Raw genomic sequence first — 18,534 nt, forward strand, 5'->3', positions numbered from 1 at the left:
TTTTGCCGCGCAGAGGGTTCTTAAATTTTAAAAATAGATTGAATTTAAAATTTTAATATGATAGATTTCAAATAAAATTAGGAGGTTAAAATGAAAAAATTTATACTCGCCCTGTTTGGCGTATTTATCTGCAGCGCGGCGCTTGCGGGAGATGCCGATGCCGAGCGCTGCAAGGCTTTGGCGGACGCCGTAAATGGGCACAGTCACCCCGCGACTAAAAATATAGAGTTGAGCGCGGCTACATGCGAGGGCGATAAATTTGTAATTCCCACGATTCTAAAAAATGAAATTTGGGACAAAGTAGATCCCAAAATCAAGCAAAATTTTGAAAGCATTTTGCGCGCCAACAGGCAAAAGGACGTCTGCGCGATGATGAAAGCGGGCGGTCTAAAGCGCATAGGCGTACGAGAATTTCTGCAAAGCGGCGAAAAAATCGCCGATCTGACCTACACGCGCAGCGATTGCGGCTTAGAGTAAAATTTCAAAGGAGAGATAATGGAAGTGCCTCAAGCGGCGTATAGCAGAGATAAAATCATCATTCGCACCGGTGCGATCGGTATCGTTTCAAATGTAATTTTAGCGGCATTTAAGGGCGTCGTGGGGCTGATTTCGGGCTCGATCGCGATCGTGCTTGATGCCGTAAATAACCTAAGCGACGCGCTTTCGTCCGTCATTACGATCGTGGGCGTGCATCTTGCTAGCAAGCAACCCGATCGCGCGCACCCCTTCGGGCACGGCAGGATCGAGTATCTAAGCGCGATCGTAATCGCCGTCATCATCCTCTACACCGGCGGCGTCTCGCTAGTAGAATCGATCAAAAAGATCATCCATCCGCAAGCGGCGAATTATAATGCGGTTTCGCTCGCTATCATCGCCGTAGCGGTCGCGGCGAAATTTAGCCTAGGGCTTTATACGCAAAAGACGGGCGAGTGCGTAAATTCTGACTCGCTCATCGCAAGCGGCGTGGACGCCAAATACGACGCGCTCGTATCGCTAGCCACCCTCGTAGCGGCTTTGATTTCGCTTATTTTTGGGCTGAGCTTGGAAGCGTATCTGGGCGCGATAATTTCGGCGCTTTTGATCAAAACGGCGTATGAAATTCTGCGCGATACGATCAGTAAGCTTTTGGGTTCGCGTCCGAGCTTGGAGCTTACGAATGAAATTTACGACGTCGTGCGGGGCTTTGAGGGCGTCATCGGCGCATACGATCTGATGTTTCATGACTACGGACCCGATAAAATGGTCGGCAGCATCCATATCGAAGTCGCAGAGGACACGACCGCAGCGCAGATCGACGCTCTTACGCGCCGCATACAAAATGCCGTTTTTGCGAAATTTAATATCATCCTAGACACCGTAGGAATTTACGCGTTTAACAGGAACGATCCGCGCGCCGCCGAGATCTACGAGCATATCAAGCAGATGGCGTTTTCGCATGAGTTCGTCTCGCAGATACATGGGTTTTATCTCGACGAGGAAAAGCGCTCGATCAGCTTCGACGTCATCGTCGATTTCGCAGCGCCCGATATGGAGGCGACGTTTCGCGCGGTCTGCAAGCAGGTGCGCGCGGCGTATCCGAACTACACGCTCATCATCACTCGCGATAGCGATTACAGCGGTTAAAATTTTAAATTGCTCTAGCGGTTTAAATTTAATCGCGCCGGCTCGCGCCTCTTCGGCGAAATTTCAGAATTTTAAGCTACAATAGGAGAAATTTATCGCGGTTCGGCGCGGCGCAAAAGCCGCAATAAACCGCGAGATGAAATTTGGGTGCAAAACCTGGCAGAAGCCCGCACGTAAGGCAACGCAAAGAGAAATTTAAAAGGAAAAATATGGTTGAAATCAAAGATCTAACGATGCGCTTTGGCAAACAGCTACTTTTTGAAAACGTAAATTTAAGCCTCGATAAGGGCAGGCGCTACGGTCTCATCGGCGCAAACGGCGCGGGCAAATCGACGCTACTTAAAATTTTAAGCGGGCAGATCGAAGCAAGCAGCGGCGAAATTTTAATACAAAGTGGGCTTAAAATCGGCGTTTTGGGGCAGGATCAATTCGCCTTCGAAAGCTTCAGCGTCAAAGATGCCGTGCTTTACGGCAACAAGCGCCTCTATGACGCCGTGCGCGAAAAGACGCAGCTTTACGAAGCGGGCAAGTTTAACGACGAGATAAACGAGCGCCTAGGCGAGCTTGAGATGATCTGCGCCGAGGAGGATCCCGCCTACGAGTACGAAACGCGGATTGAGAAAATTTTAAGCTCGCTGGGGCTGAACGACTTTGATAAAAAGATGAGCGAGATCGAGACGAGCGATAAATTTAAGGTCCTTCTCGCGCAGGTGCTCTTCCCGCGCCCCGACGCGCTGTTTTTGGACGAGCCTACGAACAATCTCGATATCGACGCCATTTCGTGGCTCGAGTTTGAGCTAAATCGCCACGCGGGCACGCTCGTAGTCATCAGCCACGACCGCCACTTTTTAAACCGCGTCTGCACGGACATCCTCGACGTGGATTTTAGGAGGGTGCGCGAATTTAGCGGCAATTACGATGACTGGTTCATCGCATCCAATCTCATAGCCAAACAGGCGCAGTTCGAGCGCGAGAAAAAGCTCAAAGAAAAGGCGGAGCTTGAAAAATTTATCGCTCGCTTCAGCGCCAACGCAAGCAAGGCTAAGCAGGCCACGAGCCGTCAAAAACAGCTCGACAAACTCGATCTTAGCGAGCTTGCAACCTCTTCGCGTAGGGAACCTAGTATTTTATTTAAGCCCGCGCGTGAGATCGGTAATGAAATTTTAGAGCTAAGCGGCGTAGATATGAGCTTCGGCGAGATTGAAATTTTAAAAAATTTCAATCTCAAGCTCACTCACGGCGATAAGATCGGCATCATCGGGCGAAACGGCGTGGGTAAAAGCACGCTTTGCAAGATCATCATGGGCGAGCTCGCGCCGCAGCGCGGCAAGGTTCACATGGGCGCCACTATCGAGCCCGGGTATTTCGCGCAGGATACGAATAATAAAATTTCAGGCGAGCTCAAGCTCTACGAATATTTGCAGAGTCCGCAGAATAGGGATCTGGATGAAATTCGCAAATGCCTTGGACGTATGCTTTTTAGCGGCGCGGAGCAGGAGAAAAGCGTGGGCAGCCTAAGCGGCGGCGAGAAACACCGCGTGATGCTAAGCAAGCTAATGCTGCAACGCCCGAACCTGCTGGTGCTCGATGAGCCCAACAACCACCTTGATCTCGAGGCGATCATCGCGCTTGGCGAGGCGCTGTATAACTTCGCGGGCTGCGCGATCTGCGTGAGCCACGACCGCGAGCTCATCGACGCGTTTGCAAATAGAATTTTGCATCTCAAAGGAGACGGCGAAATCGTCGATTTTAGGGGCACTTATGAGGAGTATCGCGAGAGCTTGGGAGCGAGCGATGATTGAGATCTGCGTAAACGGCGAGCCGCTGCAACTGGCGCAGGATATGAGCGTGAGCGAGTTTTTGCGCCGGCGCGGACACGATCTGCGCCTAGTGGCGCTCGAGCGCGACGGCGAAATTTTAAAAAAAGAGGCGTGGGAACGCACACAGATCTCAAGCGGCAAAAAATATGAAATCGTCGAATTCGTAGGCGGCGGCTGAGGTCGGAGCTTCGGGTTATGTTAAATTACGGCAGCCTAGGTTTAAATCTGCGCGAAGGCCGCTAAATTTTAAGCGGTACGGCGACGGGTAGACATAAGCGGTACTTGGGTTTTTAAATTTATAAGGAAGCCGCGGTAGCCTGGCGCCTGCGGCGAGCTTTTAAATTTTATAAGCGAATTGAGTCGCGGCGGCCGAACGCAGGAGTTTTAAAATTTCGTATCGGTATTGTAAAGTTTGAGCGTACGGTTTAAAATTTCGCTGCGTCGCGCTCAGTAACGGCACCCGACGCGCAAATTTTGCCAGCGAGCGCGCTAAATTAGCTCATAAACACGGTATGTGCCGCGTGATCTATTTGTATTAAACATAAAATTTCGCGTTCGGCGGCACGCCGCAGTGCGTAAAATTAACGGATTGATTCGGAGATATATCGATATGCCGCGTTACGATACTGCGACATAAAAAAGAGCGGGAATGCGACTTGGTTGTGCGGCGCGTGGTAAAACAAGCGGCTTGCGCCGATGAAATTTACGCGGTGCGATAAATTTAAAAAGCTTAAGGCTGCTCAAAACAAAGCGCACGATACGGCGTCAAAATTTTATCGATCGAGCTTGCTTCGGGATTTGCGCGCGATTGATCATCGCTCTTTGCGAGGCGCGAGCTAAAGCGTACTGGCGTTGAGCCCGAGTGCGGGCGCGTTGGTTAATTTGGCTCAATCATGGCGGCGGGTCGAGCTTCGGCCATCAAGACCGCGCAAATTCGCCTTAGGATAAATCGCCATGGTGCGAAGCAAGCAATGCGCGCTACAGCTCGTAAAATCGTTAAAATTTGCGGCTTTGCGCGACGCAAAAGAGGCGCGGGATTGGAATTTGAGCGCGGCGAGACTCGGGCGCGCAAAAAGATAAAATTTAGGATCAAAATGCAGATAAAATTAAACGGCAAAGCTTACGAAACGGGCGCGAGCGATCTCGAGGGGCTGAAGCGCGAGGTTAAATTTAGCGGCGAGATCGTCGTGATAAACGGCTATGCGAGCACGCAAAACTGCGAGTTGAAGGCGGGCGATGAGCTCTTTTTGCTCGCGCGCGGCGCGAAGCTGGCGCCACAGGAGCTTCTCGAGCTGATGCTTGCTCGCAACGCCCCTGCCGTAAACGAGGCGCTGCAAGGCTCGCGCGTGGCGATCTGCGGGCTCGGCGGGCTCGGCTCAAACGTCGCGATCCTACTTGCGCGCGCGGGCGTGGGCGAGCTCTTTTTGATTGACTTCGACGTCGTCGAGCCGACCAACCTGAACCGCCAGCAGTATGAGATCGGCGATCTTTATAAGCCCAAAACGGCCGCTTTGCGCGAAAAAATCGCGCGCATAAACCCGTTCGTGCGCGTGCGAACCTTAAACGAGCGACTTACCGCGCAGAACGTAGTCGAAATTTTAAAAAACGAGCGTATAATTTGCGAGTGCTTCGACGACGCGGCGGCGAAGGCGATGCTTTTCGACGCGCTCGGCGGCACGGATCGCTTTTTGATTTGCGCTAGCGGCATGGCGGGCAGCGGCGGCGCCAACGAGATTCGCACGACGCGGCTCGGCAAAAACGTCTTCGTCTGCGGCGACCGCAAAAGCGCCGCAGCTCAAGGCGTGGGGTTGCTTGCGCCACGCGTGGCGATCTGCGCCGCACATCAGGCAAACGTCGCGCTTAGGCTGATTTTGGGTGAGGAGGGCTAGCTTGGCGCTTATCATTGTGCGCCTGCATTTCTAAATTTACGCGTTTTACGCGTTTTTATGCGTGCCACTTAAATCGGGCTTTGCACTATTATTTTTGAGAAGCGGCGAGCGTTTCGGCGGCATACGGCGCGTTTAAAAGCGGCGTGAAATTTACTCGCGCCGCGTAAATTTAGTCGCGAGATCTAAATTTAAACGACGAAATTTAAACCCTTTGCCGTGCCTAGCTAGCGGGCAAGTAGAATTTTAAAATTTATTCGGCGCGAGCGAGCTACTTTTGAACATAGGATTTAAAATTCCGCGCAGCGAAGCGAGCCGCAGTCTGCGCTTGAAATTTTAAAATTTTATGTCGTGGCGTAAAATTTTGACGAGAAATTTTAAAGCTCGGGCGCAGCGTCGTGCAGCGTGTAAAGCGACAGATAGAAGCAAGGCGCGCAATCTGTGCCGCAATTTCGCGCCGTGTATAATGCACCGCGCAAGCACTGATATTGCGCTATTTGCGCCGTATGTGAAAACGAAATTTAAACTAAAGAGGATAGAATGGACGATAAACTGATCTTAGGCGGCAGGGAGTTTAGCTCGCGCCTGATAATGGGCTCTGGTAAGTTCGATCACGCGATGATCGACGCCTGCGTGCGGCATGCGGGCTGCGAGATCGTCACGCTTGCGCTGCGCCGCGTGAACGAAAGCAAGAGCCGCAATATCTTGGATTTCATCCCTCGCGGCGTCACGCTGCTGCCGAATACCAGCGGCGCGCGAAACGCCGAGGAGGCGCTGCGGATCGCACGGCTCGCGCGTGAGCTGGGCTGCGGCGACTTCGTAAAGATCGAGATCATAGGCGACAGCAAATACCTTCTGCCAGACAACGCCGAGACGATCAAGGCCTGCGAGGCCCTGGCACGCGAGGGTTTCGTGCCGCTTGCCTACATGCACGCCGATCTGTGCGTCGCGCGCGATCTGGTAAGCGCAGGAGCCGCCGCCGTGATGCCGCTTGCAGCACCGATCGGCTCCAATCGCGGGTTGATGATGCGCGGAATGATCGAAATTTTGCTCAGCGAAATCGACGTGCCGATCATCGTAGATGCGGGGCTCGGCGCGCCTAGCGAGGCCTGCGAGGCGATGCAGATGGGCTGCGCTGCGGTGATGGTAAATACGGCGATCGCCACGAGCGGGGATCTGGCGTTGATGGCGCGGGCGTTTGCGCTCGGCGTGCAGGCGGGGCGCGATGCCTATCTGGCGGGGCTCGGCGCCGTTTGCAAAACGGCCAGCGCAAGCTCGCCGCTAACGGGATTTTTGAGGTAGCGGTTAAAATTTTAAGCGCGTTTGATTGCGCGAGCCGTGTTTTTTTGCGCGGAATTTGCATTTTTGAGCCATACATATCGCACAAGGTTTTTGCGCCATGTGAGTTAAATCCCAGCGCGCTTTGTTAAGCCCTATGCCGAACGACGTAAATTCCGCACTTCGCTAGGCGTCTTAAAGCACTGCGGCGAAAAGTAATTTGGTAGCGGTACAATGCGCGGCAAGCTCGGCGATGAAATTTTAAAATTTAATCGGGCTGAAAGTAGCCCGATTAAGAGAAGCTGGATCGATCAGCGGGCTATTTTAGTATGTCGTATTTGTCGCAGTATTTCCGTAAATAGTCTTTTTCATGGTCTAATGACGGCGAGTCCTTTTTGCCCATTTTGCAGGCTTTTTGATAGTATTGCGCCGCTCTTGCTCTGTCGCCGTCGGCTTGAAGACCTGAAGCAAAATTCCCGAACGCTACCCAGCTCCCCGCATCGCAAGCTCTTCCGGTATATTCCATAGTCCGTGTCATATCTCTTTTTACCCCTTTGCCATGCGCATACATATGACCTAAATTGTTGCAGCCGTTCGCAAGTCCGCCATTGCAAGCTTTATCGAATAGCTCGACAGCCTTTTTATAATCTTTTTTTACTCCTTTGCCGCTAAAATACATTGCTCCCAAATCCGAGCAAGCCTCATAAACATTTCCATCGCAAGCTTTTTTGTAAAAATAGAGCGTCTTTTTATAGTCCCTATCGGATGCGTTTCTGCCAAATTCAGTCGGATCTTTATAAAGAGCACCGGTGTAACTGCAAGCCTCAAAATCACCCGCTTCGCAATTTTGCTCATATTGTTTTCTTAGCGATTGAAATTGCGTTTCGCCAAAAGCCAAAGAGCCCAACAGGGCTAAACCTAAAATGATTTTTTTCATCGCTTCTCCTTAAAATTTTACGAAAGTATATTCTTTCGTCTTTTAATAATCACTAAAATTTAAAATGCGAACGGGGCGCTCCGTTTTAAAATTTTTTACCGAAATCCTGCTAAAATGCGCTTCTAAACCAAACGAAAAGAAACTTTGCGGCGCGTAAATTTACACGCAAAAACGTGCCGCGTGGAATTTAAATGAAAATTTAAAAGGAAAATTTTAAAGATGAACAAAACCGGCTATCTAGCGGGCATGGAGGATATCGGAAGCGAGATAATGCAGAGCACGCTCGCTCTGCGCGAGGGCTTTTGCGAGGAGGCGAGCGAGGCTGACGTGCAAAGGGCGATCAGCGCGAAAAATAGAAGTCTGCGCGATTTTGCCGCTCTACTAAGCGTGCGCGCAGGCGAGCATTTGGAGCAGATCGCGCAAGCCACAGCGCGCGAAAAAGCCGCGCATTTTGGCAGCAATATCGCCGTTTTTACGCCGATTTACATCTCAAACTACTGCGACAATCTGTGCGTTTACTGCGGCTTTAACTGCAAAAACAAAATCGTGCGCGCAAGGCTCGATGAAGCGCAGCTAAAGGCGGAGTTTGAAGCGATCGCGGCGAGCGGACTAGAAGAAATTTTAATCCTCACGGGCGAGAGCGAGAAAAACAGCCCCGTACGCTACATCGGGCGCGCCTGCGAGCTCGCTCGGCAGTATTTTAAGGTAATCGGCGTCGAAATTTATCCGCTAAACTCTGCCGATTACGCCTATTTGCATGCTTGCGGCGTCGATTTCGTCACCGTTTTTCAAGAAACCTACGATCCCGCGCGCTACGCGCAGCTGCATCTTGCGGGCAATAAGCGCGTTTTTGCGTATCGCTTCGCAGCCCAAGAGCGCGCGATCAGAGGCGGAATGCGCGGCGTGGGCTTTGCGGCACTTTTGGGGCTCGGGGACTTCCGCCGCGATGCCTTTGCGACGGGCGTGCACGCATGGCTGCTTCAGCGCAAGTACCCGCGCGCCGAGATCTCCTTTTCGGTACCGCGCCTGCGCCCGATCATCAACAACGACAAAATAAACCCGAAAGACGTCGGCGAGCGCGAGCTGCTGCAGGTGATGTGCGCGTATCGGCTGCTGCTGCCAAGTGCGCAGATCACGATCTCCACGCGCGAGAGAGCGGGCTTCCGCGACAATGCGATCAGGATCGCGGCGAGCAAAATTTCGGCGGGCGTGAGCGTGGGTATCGGCGGACACAGCGAGCAGAGGGGCGACGAGCAGTTCGAGATCAGCGACGCGCGCAGCGTAAGCGAGGTTTGCGAGGCGATCCGCGCAGGCGGGCTGCAGCCGCTGATGAGCGAGTATATCTATGTGTGAGGCGCGAAATTTCGCCGCGTGCGCGGATGAAATTTGCGGCGTTAGACGCGAGATTTTCAGCGTCGGGCTCGAGGGTAGATTTAGCTCTACTCGGCGCAGAAGTAAAATTTGTAGCGTAAAATACGACGCGAAATTTTGCAGCACCGCATGTCGTGATAAAATTTCTGGCGCTATGGCAGATGATAAAATTTTCCATGTCGTGTCAGCTCGCGCGGGAAATTTTGAGATACAAAATGCGTGCGTAAATTTAAGACCTAGGAACACATACGCGGATTTAAAATTTAAGGGCAGCGCAAATTCCGAGCCCGCGGGCGGCTTAAATTTTAAATTTAAAAACGGTGCGAGCTTCGGGTTCCTATGCGGCGGCAACGCGAGGTTGCTAAAATCGAGAAGCTGGGCGAATGCTTTGAGCCTTAGCGCTGCGGCGGAAATTTCAGTCCTTGTTTCGGCGGGCGAAATTTTGAAATATGGCGTGACGATGGGGATTTCGGCGCTCGCCCTAGCAAGTAAAATTTTAATCCCTAGTATCGCAGGTAAAATTTTAAATTTGAGCGCGGCGCACGGATATTGGGCCTAAAGGAGCGGGCGGATGCTAGATTTAGAGCTTGCTTCGCGCATTACGATCATCACAAATCGCGCGCTCTGCGGCGGCGAGGCGGCGCTGCTTGCGCGCATAGCGGATTTTGCTGCGGCAGGCGTAGGCGAGATCGTCGTGCGCGAAAAGGATTTAGACGAAGCGGCCTATGCGGCGCTATTTGAGAATATACTGCGCGCTTGCGAGTTCTACGATCGCGCAGACCGGCTCAGCTTTGACGCGGATCGAGCTTGCCCGCATGAAATTTTGCCAAATAAAATCCGCGCCGCCAAATTTGATGCGGCAGAAGCGCACGAAGAGGGGTTTGGCACGGGTACGGCTCGCTCGGACGGAATTTTCGCAGAGGAAGTTTGCGCGCGTGCGATTCCGCATAAAATTTACGACGATCGAGCCTGCGCCGTCCAAGCCCTCGTAGGCGGATTGGACGCTAGCGCGGCCTACGCGGATAAAATTTCACTCTACGAGTGCAACGAGGACAAAATTTTATTAAAAAAGCTCGATTTGAGCGGCGGCAATAGCGAGCTTTGCGCGGATACAGCTCGCAAGCACGCCGCTACGGATGAGATTTGGCCTAAAAATTCCGCTCGTGTTTTAGATGAAATTTTGTCTGAAAATTTTACCAGCGCTGCAAACTGCGCGAATGATAGCACGCCAGGCGAAATTTCGCTTCGCGGCGCCGTATGCGAAACAAAACTCGCGGCAGAGATCGCACAGAGCATAGTAAATGCGGAAAGTATGCAGGGTGCGCAAAGTACAGAAAATGCGAATGATGTGCATAGTGCAAAAAATGCGTGGAACTCGCAGAGTGCGCAGTACACGGAAAGCTCGGAAAGTATAGAGGGCGTAGAAAATTCACGGAGCGTGAAAGAAGCGGAAAACTCGCAGAGCGCGGAGGGCGCGCAGAGCGCAGAGAGTGCAAGGCGCCTGCCTACGATCTTTGTGCATAATTTTGCAGATTTTGCGTTGCGCGCGCGCGCGAGAAATTTATGGCTGCCGCTCGGGGTTTTGCGGAGCTTTAGTGCGGCGCGAGGGGCGGAGTTTTTGCGCGCAAATTTCAAAAAACTGATCGCTTCCTGCCACAGCGAGGCGGAGGCGCGCGAGGCGCTGGAGCTGGGCGCGAGTGCGATCTGCCTAAGCCACATCTTCGCGACCGATTGCAAGGCGGGGCTCGCGCCGAGGGGGCTAAATTTGATCCGCGCCGTGCGTGGGTTTTACGACGGCGAGATCTACGCGCTGGGCGGCATCACGCCGCACAATTTTGCCTCCGTCCTACGCGCGGGAGCCGATAGGATCGCCGTCATGAGCTCGGCGATGACGGCGCGGGACGCTACTAGCTTCATAGCGGAATTTCAAAGGCTCTATCAGGCCGCTGGCGGCGGCAAAATTTAATAAATTTAAAACTCGAAGCGGCTTTATTCTGGCGCGAGTGCGCGATATTTTAGAGTATTCGGGAGCGGGTTGTTCGAATTGCAGCGGCTTTGCTTGATTTGGATGGACAGCTCGTTTTAATATTTGAACGCACAACGGCTTCTTTGGGCGAATACGGCGGCGGCTTCGTTTGACTTTCGAGTTTGGCGGCTCGTATGCGGGCGCGACTCAGGCGGCGCGCATTTTTGGACTTAGCTGTGCGGATAAAATTTAATTGCGAGCCGAGTTTTTCGCGCTAAATTCTTTAAATTTACTCGTTGCGTCTTATCGGGCGCCCCAAAACAGATCGTGCCGCTTGAGCGGATGAAATTTATTTAGGTAGTGCATTTTTGTCGACGGCACGCAGAGTATCGTATCTATCCGCGCGGTGTAAAATTTTAAAATTCTAGGCGCGCTTGATCTGTAGAGTATATGGCGAGCGATGTAAATTTTGTATTCAAAGGCTCGCGCAGCCGCGTTTAAAATTCACGCTCATCTTATGGCAGCGCCGTTCAAAGATACAGCGCGCTGTATCTTTAAGGCCTGTCGCCGCGATGAAATTTTGCACTTGCCAAGAGCCGCATAAGGAATTTGCGCAGCAGAGTTGCGCGGCGTGTTTCAAGCTTCTAGCGCGCCGAAATTTTGTTCCGCCGAAGCTCGCGCGGAGCCGCAAATTAAAATTTCGTGCCGCGCCTAAATTTTAAAACTCGGCGGCGCAAATTTCATTCCACGAGCCGCGCGCGGATGTCGCCGAAGAGCAGCACGTCCTTCAAAACGGCGCGATTGGCGTAACCGCGCTCGTTTAGGCTTAGGTGCAGCTCGCCTCGGCTGCTCGAGAATATCGGCTGGTTGATGAAAACCACGTAAATCGCCGCAGCCTGCTTATCTGCGCCCGCGCCGCGCCCTTTAAAATTTACGTCCGTTGTGCCGGTTTTCGTATCTGCTCCGCTAGAGCTTGCGCTTGCCGCTGCGCTGGAGTTGGTATCCGCATCGCTAGGCGGCGCGACGCCGAGCTCGCTCGCGATATTTGCGGCGGCGCTTCCGCGCGGCCTTTCGATGTCGATCCTTCCGTCGGCGCCTTTTGCGCCCGCGGCTCGGACGAAAAATTTATCGCCCGAGTGCGGGATTTTAGAGAAATTGAAAAACAAACTCAGCAAGTCGTTCGTCGCGAAGTAGGGCAAAATTTCATCGCTTACGAGCTGCAGCTCGCCGCCCGTGCCCTTGAACTTTTGAAATTTTATCGTTTTGCGCGCGTAGTCGAAGGCGTAGGTTTTGCGCTCGTTTTTCGTCGTTTTGCCCTTTTTGCGCGAGACCTCGTGGACGTAGAGATCGGGCATCAAAAGCCCCGCCACGATGCGCCCCTTTGAGCGGAAGCTCTCGCGCCTTTGCCCGCTTAGGCTGCCCGCGACGCCCTGCGCAACGGCGTCCATGACGATCTCGTAGCGATCGCCCTGCCGCACGAGCCGCGTATTTGCGCTGCCGACCGCGCCGAAAACGCCGAACGAAATCTCATATTTCGCGCTGATCGTCTCGCCCAAGACCGCGCTCGCGCATAAAATCAAAGTAGCAAAAAATTTCATCCCTATCGTCCTTTCGCTTTGCGGCCCCCATTAAATTTACGTTCTTACGCGCCGCCCGTAAAGTTCACGCGGTAATCTACACTGCGTTTGTAAAATTTACCCTAAAAAGCAAAACTCGCGCCGTCTATTTCATTTTCTCCATAGCGTGATTATTAAATATCAGCCGCCACCGCTCACCGTCGTGAAAGGCCGCGCCGTGTGCCTAAAGACACCGACTGTCGCCGCTTTTATATTTATGGCGCGTATACGGCTTGGCGCGCGCTTGCCAGAAATCGGAGCGATTTTATATTTCGTGCAGGCTGCTTCATCGCAAAGCGTGCCTGTAAATAAAATCAAAATTTACTATCGCGGCTATATTTGTACTTTGCACTAGCTGCTATGCCGCGCCCGTAAAATTTACGCCCTTTGCGTCGCTTTATCGCATTGTGTTCGTAGAACTCGCGCTTAAAATTTACGCCGTTCGTTGCGCTTGCTAGCTTGCACTTCCGTGAGGCGCCGTTGTGTGCCGCAAATACAGCACGTCGATCGCTAGCAAATCCGCTCAAATTCAAACGGCTCGCGCGGGTCAAATTTGAAAATTTAATCCTTCCAAAGCCACCATTTCAGCTTGGCTTTGTCTGGGTGCGGAGTATTTGCATAGTAGCAAACCATGCGGTAAACGTAGAGGATGCACCTGTCGCTGCCGCGCCCAAGCGCCTTTGTGCGTTCATCGTCTCGTAAGGATCCGCGCCCTTTAGCGAAGCGATATCCTCGTAAGCAGTGCCAGCAGATCCGTCTCCGTCGCCTCGCCGACATAGGGGATTTTCTTAAAATCGCTCGCGCCTTTACTCAAATTTTACTCCAATCTTTATTTAGATTTCGCCAGACTCGCCATTTGGATAAAATTTTAAAACCCCTTGAGAGTGCGAAATTTCAAAATCTCACTCGTGTGAGGCAAATTTTAAAATTTTATCCACGCGGTTCGAAAATTTTTAAAATTTTACCTCGCCGCCGGGCCGCCGCTGCGCTTATATGCGCCGCTTTTTAGTGCTAAGACGTCCGTCTGCGCTCATTGTCGGAAATTTTATCCGCAAGCTAGCAGGGAAGCTTGGGCGCGGCAAAGCTTAAACGTTTTTAATCCCAAACGGAGTAAATTTACGCTTCCGCCTTGCGTCAAATGCAAAAATCTGATGCATTTGTTTCAAACTCCAACGGGTAAATTTGAACCGGTTGTAGTCGAAAGCGCTATACTTTACCGCGAGTTTCAAACTCCAACAGAGCAAATTTTACATGCTAACCATACGGCGGCTATCGGCAAAGTTCCTACGTTTCAAACCCCAACGGATTTTGTAAAAAAGATGACGACGACGCTTCGACGTCATCCGAGCCGCCTTTGTACGCATTTTGATTAAAATTTCTTTCGCGCGGAAACCATGCTTAAAATTATTTTGCGTCAAATTTTATGTAAGTTTTGGCACTAAATTTGCCCCAAAATTCGCTCGCAAATTTCGCGCGGATCGGCGCTTTGATAGATCGGCCTACCGACTACTATAAAATCAGCCCCCGCCTCGCGCGCGACGCCCAGATCCGCTACTCGCTTTTGATCTGCCGCACTCTCGCCAAAAGGCCTCACGCCCGGGCAAAGCGTGATAAAATTTGCGCTCGTTGCGTCCTTTATCAGGCGGCTCTCGAACGCCGAGCAGACCATGCCGTCAAGCCCCGCTTCGTAGCTCATCACGCCAAATTTGCGCACGGCGTCGTTTAAATTTTGCTCGTAAACCGCGCTAAATTCCGCCTGATCGAAGCTCGTTAGCGCCGAAACTGCAAGCACTAGCGGACGCGAACCGAGTTTGTCCAGCCGCTCCATTACGGTAGCCATCGCGCGCTTGCCGCTGCTTGCGTGCACGTTTATCATATCTACGCCGATTTTAGCGATCTCCTCGGCGGCGTCAGCCATCGTGTTTGGGATATCATAAAGCTTTAAATCGAGGAAAATTTTAAAATTTCCAAGCTTTTTTAGCTCCTCCACAAAGCCCGCTCCGTCGCGCAAATAGGCTCGCAAGCCCACTTTTAGCCAAATTTTATCGGCCAAACCCGCAAGCTCGCTCGCCAGCTGCAAACACTGCTGCTTCGAGCTCATATCAAGCGCGACGCAGAGCTTCACCGCTTATCCTTGCCGCGTACCGCGCCTTTGCTGCCCGCAGGTCTTTTTGAGATGGTGCCTCTGCCGCCGGCAGATTTTTTCGGCGCGGTAGAGATTTTGCGCCCCGCGCTACTTTTCGGCGCAGTATTTTTACCCGCAGTGCCTTTCTTTGGTACCGCGTTTTTGCCGACTTTGAAATTTCTATCAGCACCCTCTTTTTTCGGCGCGGCGTCTTTGCCTCGTTCGCTTGCCTTAAAATTTTTACTTCGCTCGCCAGCTTTGAAATTTTTGCCAGTTTTCTCCGTCTTAAATTTATCTCCGGCCTTAAAATTTTTCTCCGTTTTAAATTTTTTGCTCGCGGTGGATTCGGATTTTTTTGCGGACGCGCTGCGAGTTTTCAAATTAGCGGGCTTTTTAGACGGTCTGCTTCTTCTTATCGTAGAATTTTTCGGCGTGCCGTCCCTCTTTGTCTTAGTAAAATTTTTCGGCGTGCCGTCCGCGCCTGCGGGGATGAAATTTTTTGCCGTATCGTTGCTGTCCGAAACGGCGGAGTTTTTCTCCGTAGCAGGCTTAAAATTTTTGACTGCCTCCGTGGTTGTCTCGAGATTTTCACTTGCCGTCGCAGTCGGCTTGGAAATTTTATCTACCGCGATGTTTACGGGGCTATCTTTTAGCGCATCCAGCACGCCGTTTATAAATCTTGGCGAGATGCCAAGCTCCTTGGCGGAGTTGATCGCTTCGTTGATGACGATGCCCGCGTCGGTGTCCGTAAAGCGCAGCTCATACGCCCCGAGCCGCAGTATCGCGCGCTCCAGAGCCGAAATTTCGGCGAGCTTAAATTCCTTTAAATTTTCGTCTATCAGCGCATCGACTGCGGCGAGATTTTCGCTAGCGCCGCGCAGAAGCGCCAGCGTCCAGTTGCGCTGCTCGTTGCGAATGCGCTTTTCTTCCAGATACTCGTCCGCAAAGTCCTCGCCGCCGCCGTTCATATCACGGGAGTAAAGCAGCGAGATCGCAGCGAGCCTGGCTTGGTGTCTGGTGGCCATTTTACGCCTTTATGTTGCGAAATAGGCTTAGAAGCTCGATCGCACCGCTCATTGCTTCAAAGCCCTTGTTGCCGGCCTTTGAGCCTGCTCGCTCGATCGCTTGCTCGATATTATCGGTAGTCAGCACGCCGAAAGTCACGGGTGCGCCGTATTTTAGCATAGTGTTTGCGATACCTTTGCTTACTTCGGCGCTTACGTAGTCAAAATGCGGAGTAGAGCCGCGGATCACCGCGCCTAGGCAGACGACGGCGTCGTAGAGCTTGGAGCTTAGCGCCTTTTCAAGCGCAAGCGGGATCTCAAAAGCGCCAGGCACCAGCATCAGGCTTAAATTTTCCTCCTTGCCGCCGTGGCGCAAAAACGCATCGTGCGCCCCCTCGACTAGGCGATCGGTGATGATGTGGTTGAAGCGGGCGTTGATGATTAGAATTTTTTCGCTACCCTTAAGAGCAAGCGAGCCTTCGATGATTTTCATGATTTTCCTTTGCGTTAAATTTAGCGCTAAGCTTAGCTAAAATCGCCAAAATTCTAAATTAATTTCAGCATCACGGCGCTTTAAATTATGAGAAATAACAGCGCTTTGCGCGCCAGAAATTTCTCGCAGCGAACGAATATGCCCAGCATCACGGCGCCGATCGTGCCGATGTCTGTGTATATCACATAGGCGAAGCGGCATCTGCCGTATCGCAAAGGATAAAAATCCAAGCGAGAGAGCGAAATGTATCGCCAAAAGCGCCGCGAGGACTCATTAGTGCGCGAATCTGTCGCCTTTTGCAAACAGCCCCACCAGCGAGTTTGAGCTCTACGCCTGGTCGCACATAAAAAGCGCTCCGATGAGGATTAAAGCGAAGTTTGGCGTTAACAAACCGCCTAAATTTTAAATTTAAAGCGCAATTGCGATGGTTTAGATTGAAATTCGTCTTAAAATTAATCCTAAATAATAAATTTTATTAATCATTTAGAAATTTTAGGCTATAATCGCTTCAAAATTTATTTCAAGGAGAGAAAGATGTTTAAACTTAGAGAGTTGCCGTTCGATGCGGCGCACAACGCGGTCGTAAGCAAAGAAACCTGTGATTATCACCACGGCAAGCACCATGCGACCTATGTGGCAAATTTAAATAAACTTACCGAATCGGGCGAGTTTGCGGGCAAGGGGCTTTACGAGATCGTAACGGCTGCTAGCGGCGGGCTTTTCAACAACGCAGCGCAGGTTTACAACCACGATTTTTACTGGGATTGCATCGCAAAGCCTAGCGAGCCGTCTGCGGAGCTAAAATCGGCGCTAGCGGAAAATTTCGCGGATTTTAAAAGCGAGTTTTTGGCTGCTGCTACGGCGCATTTCGGCTCGGGCTGGGTGTGGCTCGCTTACGATCCCAAATCGGGCAAGCTTTGCATCAAAGCGACCCAAAACGCCGCCACGCCGGTGACCGAAGGGCTCGTGCCGCTTCTAGTCGTGGACGTTTGGGAGCACGCGTATTACATCGATGAGCACAATGCGCGCCCGAAATATCTGGAAAAATTCTACGCGGGCATCAACTGGGAGTTCGTCTCAAGCGCCTACGAATGGGCTAAAAAAGAGGGTCTCGGCTCGGTGAAATTCTACATCGACGAGCTTCACGGCAGAGATTAAATTTTAAAATTTAAGCGGACGCGGCGATACAAAAATCTGGGTCCGTCGCGCTTCGCTTGCGTAAATTTTAAATTGCGCGGGCACGCACAAACGGAAGCGGTGCTACCCGCAGAGCTAGAATCCGTTTAAACGCATAATCCGAGTAGAGCGGATACGGCTCGCGTAGTACACAAAGCTGAAATCTCTTGAGCGCCCGTAGGTTCGCTGTGGGTTCGCTGCAGACGCAGATTTGCTGCGTAGGACGTGAACGCCGCCCGCAAATCGCTTAGACGCACCGCAAGCGACCCTGGACGATAATCGCCGCCGCGCTTGCTGCATGCCACCGATCGCTTAAAATTTTAATTCAAAGCTAGCGGCTAAATTTCGGGATTTGTCTCGGAATTTAGCCGCAGCAATACCACTTTTCAATCTATCTTTTAAATTTAAAATTTCATCAAAACTCGGGCGCCAAGCCCAATCAAAATTTAGCCTAAAATCATCCATAGTCCGATCGCGCACATCAGCACCGAGCAGAAAATTTCGAGGTATTTCAGATGGGTTTTTAACAGATTTTTTAGCACCGCTCCGCCCAGCGCATAGATGCTAAGACAGATACTTTCGCTGGCGCATAAGATCGCCACGAGAGCGAAAGTGCGCGCGCCGAAAAGATTATCCGCGTCCAAAAATGGAGGAAAGAGCGCGGTAAAAAATATCCACGCCTTAGGGTTTGAAACCGCAACTACAAGGCCTTGGAGGAAGATATTTTCGCTGCGCTTTTGTTTTTGCAGCTTAAAATTTCCGCGCGCTAAAAAGGTCGCGACGCCCAGATAGAAGATATACGCGCCGCCTAAAATTTTAATCGCGCTAAGCGCCGCAGGGTGCGCAAACAGAATGCCCGCGACGCCGAATATGCATGCAAGCGCCACAGCCGCGACGCCCAGCACCTGCGCGAGCAACGCGGGCAGTGCCCTAAGATAGCCGCGCGCGATGCCGAGATTTAGCGCGTAGGTCATGTTGATGCCCGGCATCAGCGATATCGGAAAGATCGTAAAGAAAAACAGAAGCATTGCAAACCCCTAAATTGCGGCTAAATTTTAAATTTTATCTCTCGCGATACGGCGCCGCTGCGATAGATTTTAAATTTCTAAAATTTAACGCGCTGCGCTGAGGCGAATAAAATTTTAAAATTCCGCCGCGCCGCACCCAAACTTTTCTTGGGGCGGGAAGGGGGCTTGAATTGCGAGGTCGCTCCCCTTTCCGCCCCAAACCCCACCTAAC

At 51.8% G+C, this 18,534-nt stretch carries 15 protein-coding genes and 2 pseudogenes; 10 read left to right on the plus strand and 7 right to left on the minus strand.

The window, feature by feature from the left end; genetic code table 11:
- Window positions 1–90: 90 nt before the first annotated feature.
- From Q0393_RS05800 to Q0393_RS05825, 6 genes are all read left to right on the plus strand, one after another.
- A complete protein-coding gene (locus Q0393_RS05800) occupies window positions 91–477 on the plus strand; it encodes a hypothetical protein (RefSeq protein ID WP_298978607.1) in 387 nt (128 codons plus the stop codon).
- A gap of 18 nt (window positions 478–495) precedes the next feature.
- Window positions 496–1,623, plus strand: a complete 1,128-nt coding sequence (locus tag Q0393_RS05805) for a cation diffusion facilitator family transporter (RefSeq protein WP_298978609.1) — start codon at window positions 496–498, stop codon at window positions 1,621–1,623.
- A gap of 209 nt (window positions 1,624–1,832) precedes the next feature.
- Entirely contained in the window at window positions 1,833–3,425 is a 1,593-nt protein-coding gene (locus Q0393_RS05810) for an ABC-F family ATP-binding cassette domain-containing protein (protein ID WP_298978610.1), read from the plus strand.
- On the plus strand, window positions 3,418–3,621 hold the full coding sequence (gene thiS, locus Q0393_RS05815; protein ID WP_177388158.1) for a sulfur carrier protein ThiS: 204 nt from the start codon (window positions 3,418–3,420) through the stop codon (window positions 3,619–3,621). The genes Q0393_RS05810 and thiS overlap by 8 nt, the downstream gene beginning before the upstream one ends.
- Before the next feature lie 916 nt (window positions 3,622–4,537).
- A complete protein-coding gene (thiF, locus tag Q0393_RS05820) occupies window positions 4,538–5,332 on the plus strand; it encodes a sulfur carrier protein ThiS adenylyltransferase ThiF (RefSeq protein WP_298978612.1) in 795 nt (264 codons plus the stop codon).
- A gap of 537 nt (window positions 5,333–5,869) precedes the next feature.
- Window positions 5,870–6,631 (plus strand): thiazole synthase, encoded by a 762-nt coding sequence (locus Q0393_RS05825; RefSeq protein WP_298978615.1) that lies wholly within the window; start codon window positions 5,870–5,872, stop codon window positions 6,629–6,631.
- A 295-nt stretch (window positions 6,632–6,926) separates the two neighbouring features.
- On the opposite strand, the gene Q0393_RS05830 is transcribed toward Q0393_RS05825, so the two are convergent.
- Window positions 6,927–7,544, minus strand: coding sequence for a tetratricopeptide repeat protein (locus tag Q0393_RS05830; RefSeq protein ID WP_298978617.1), 618 nt, complete (start codon window positions 7,542–7,544; stop codon window positions 6,927–6,929).
- Between the two features lie 219 nt (window positions 7,545–7,763).
- Between Q0393_RS05830 and thiH the strand changes: the two genes are divergently transcribed.
- The 3 genes from thiH to Q0393_RS05845 are packed head-to-tail and all read left to right on the plus strand — an operon-like array spanning window position 7,764 to window position 10,881.
- On the plus strand, window positions 7,764–8,897 hold the full coding sequence (gene thiH, locus Q0393_RS05835; protein ID WP_298978619.1) for a 2-iminoacetate synthase ThiH: 1,134 nt from the start codon (window positions 7,764–7,766) through the stop codon (window positions 8,895–8,897).
- On the plus strand, window positions 8,890–9,474 hold the full coding sequence (locus tag Q0393_RS05840; protein WP_298978621.1) for a hypothetical protein: 585 nt from the start codon (window positions 8,890–8,892) through the stop codon (window positions 9,472–9,474). Before thiH ends, Q0393_RS05840 begins: the two co-directional genes overlap by 8 nt.
- Before the next feature lie 12 nt (window positions 9,475–9,486).
- Window positions 9,487–10,881, plus strand: a complete 1,395-nt coding sequence (locus Q0393_RS05845; RefSeq protein ID WP_298978623.1) for a thiamine phosphate synthase — start codon at window positions 9,487–9,489, stop codon at window positions 10,879–10,881.
- A gap of 740 nt (window positions 10,882–11,621) precedes the next feature.
- Here Q0393_RS05845 and Q0393_RS05850 read toward each other — a convergent pair.
- The 5 genes and pseudogenes from Q0393_RS05850 to ribH all read right to left on the minus strand — a co-directional run bounded on the left by Q0393_RS05850 (window position 11,622) and on the right by ribH (window position 16,119).
- On the minus strand, window positions 11,622–12,479 hold the full coding sequence (locus Q0393_RS05850) for a DUF3108 domain-containing protein (protein ID WP_298978624.1): 858 nt from the start codon (window positions 12,477–12,479) through the stop codon (window positions 11,622–11,624).
- A 579-nt stretch (window positions 12,480–13,058) separates the two neighbouring features.
- Window positions 13,059–13,311: pseudogene (locus Q0393_RS05855) on the minus strand (helix-hairpin-helix domain-containing protein).
- A gap of 624 nt (window positions 13,312–13,935) precedes the next feature.
- Window positions 13,936–14,622: an orotidine-5'-phosphate decarboxylase gene (pyrF, locus tag Q0393_RS05860; protein ID WP_367179174.1), complete on the minus strand. Its 687-nt coding sequence runs from the start codon at window positions 14,620–14,622 to the stop codon at window positions 13,936–13,938.
- Between the two features lie 650 nt (window positions 14,623–15,272).
- Window positions 15,273–15,647, minus strand: a pseudogene (nusB, locus tag Q0393_RS05865) (transcription antitermination factor NusB); the annotation flags it as partial.
- A 1-nt stretch (window position 15,648) separates the two neighbouring features.
- A complete protein-coding gene (gene ribH, locus Q0393_RS05870) occupies window positions 15,649–16,119 on the minus strand; it encodes a 6,7-dimethyl-8-ribityllumazine synthase (protein ID WP_295152917.1) in 471 nt (156 codons plus the stop codon).
- Window positions 16,120–16,653: 534 nt separating this feature from the next.
- Between ribH and sodB the strand changes: the two genes are divergently transcribed.
- Window positions 16,654–17,277: a superoxide dismutase [Fe] gene (gene sodB, locus Q0393_RS05875; RefSeq protein WP_298978626.1), complete on the plus strand. Its 624-nt coding sequence runs from the start codon at window positions 16,654–16,656 to the stop codon at window positions 17,275–17,277.
- A gap of 464 nt (window positions 17,278–17,741) precedes the next feature.
- Here the strand turns inward: sodB and Q0393_RS05880 are convergent, their stop codons facing one another.
- A complete protein-coding gene (locus Q0393_RS05880) occupies window positions 17,742–18,323 on the minus strand; it encodes a LysE family translocator (protein ID WP_298978628.1) in 582 nt (193 codons plus the stop codon).
- Window positions 18,324–18,534 lie beyond the last annotated feature (211 nt).

This window comes from uncultured Campylobacter sp., from assembly GCF_938015785.1.
In the GTDB taxonomy this organism is placed as follows: Bacteria; Campylobacterota; Campylobacteria; order Campylobacterales; family Campylobacteraceae; genus Campylobacter_B.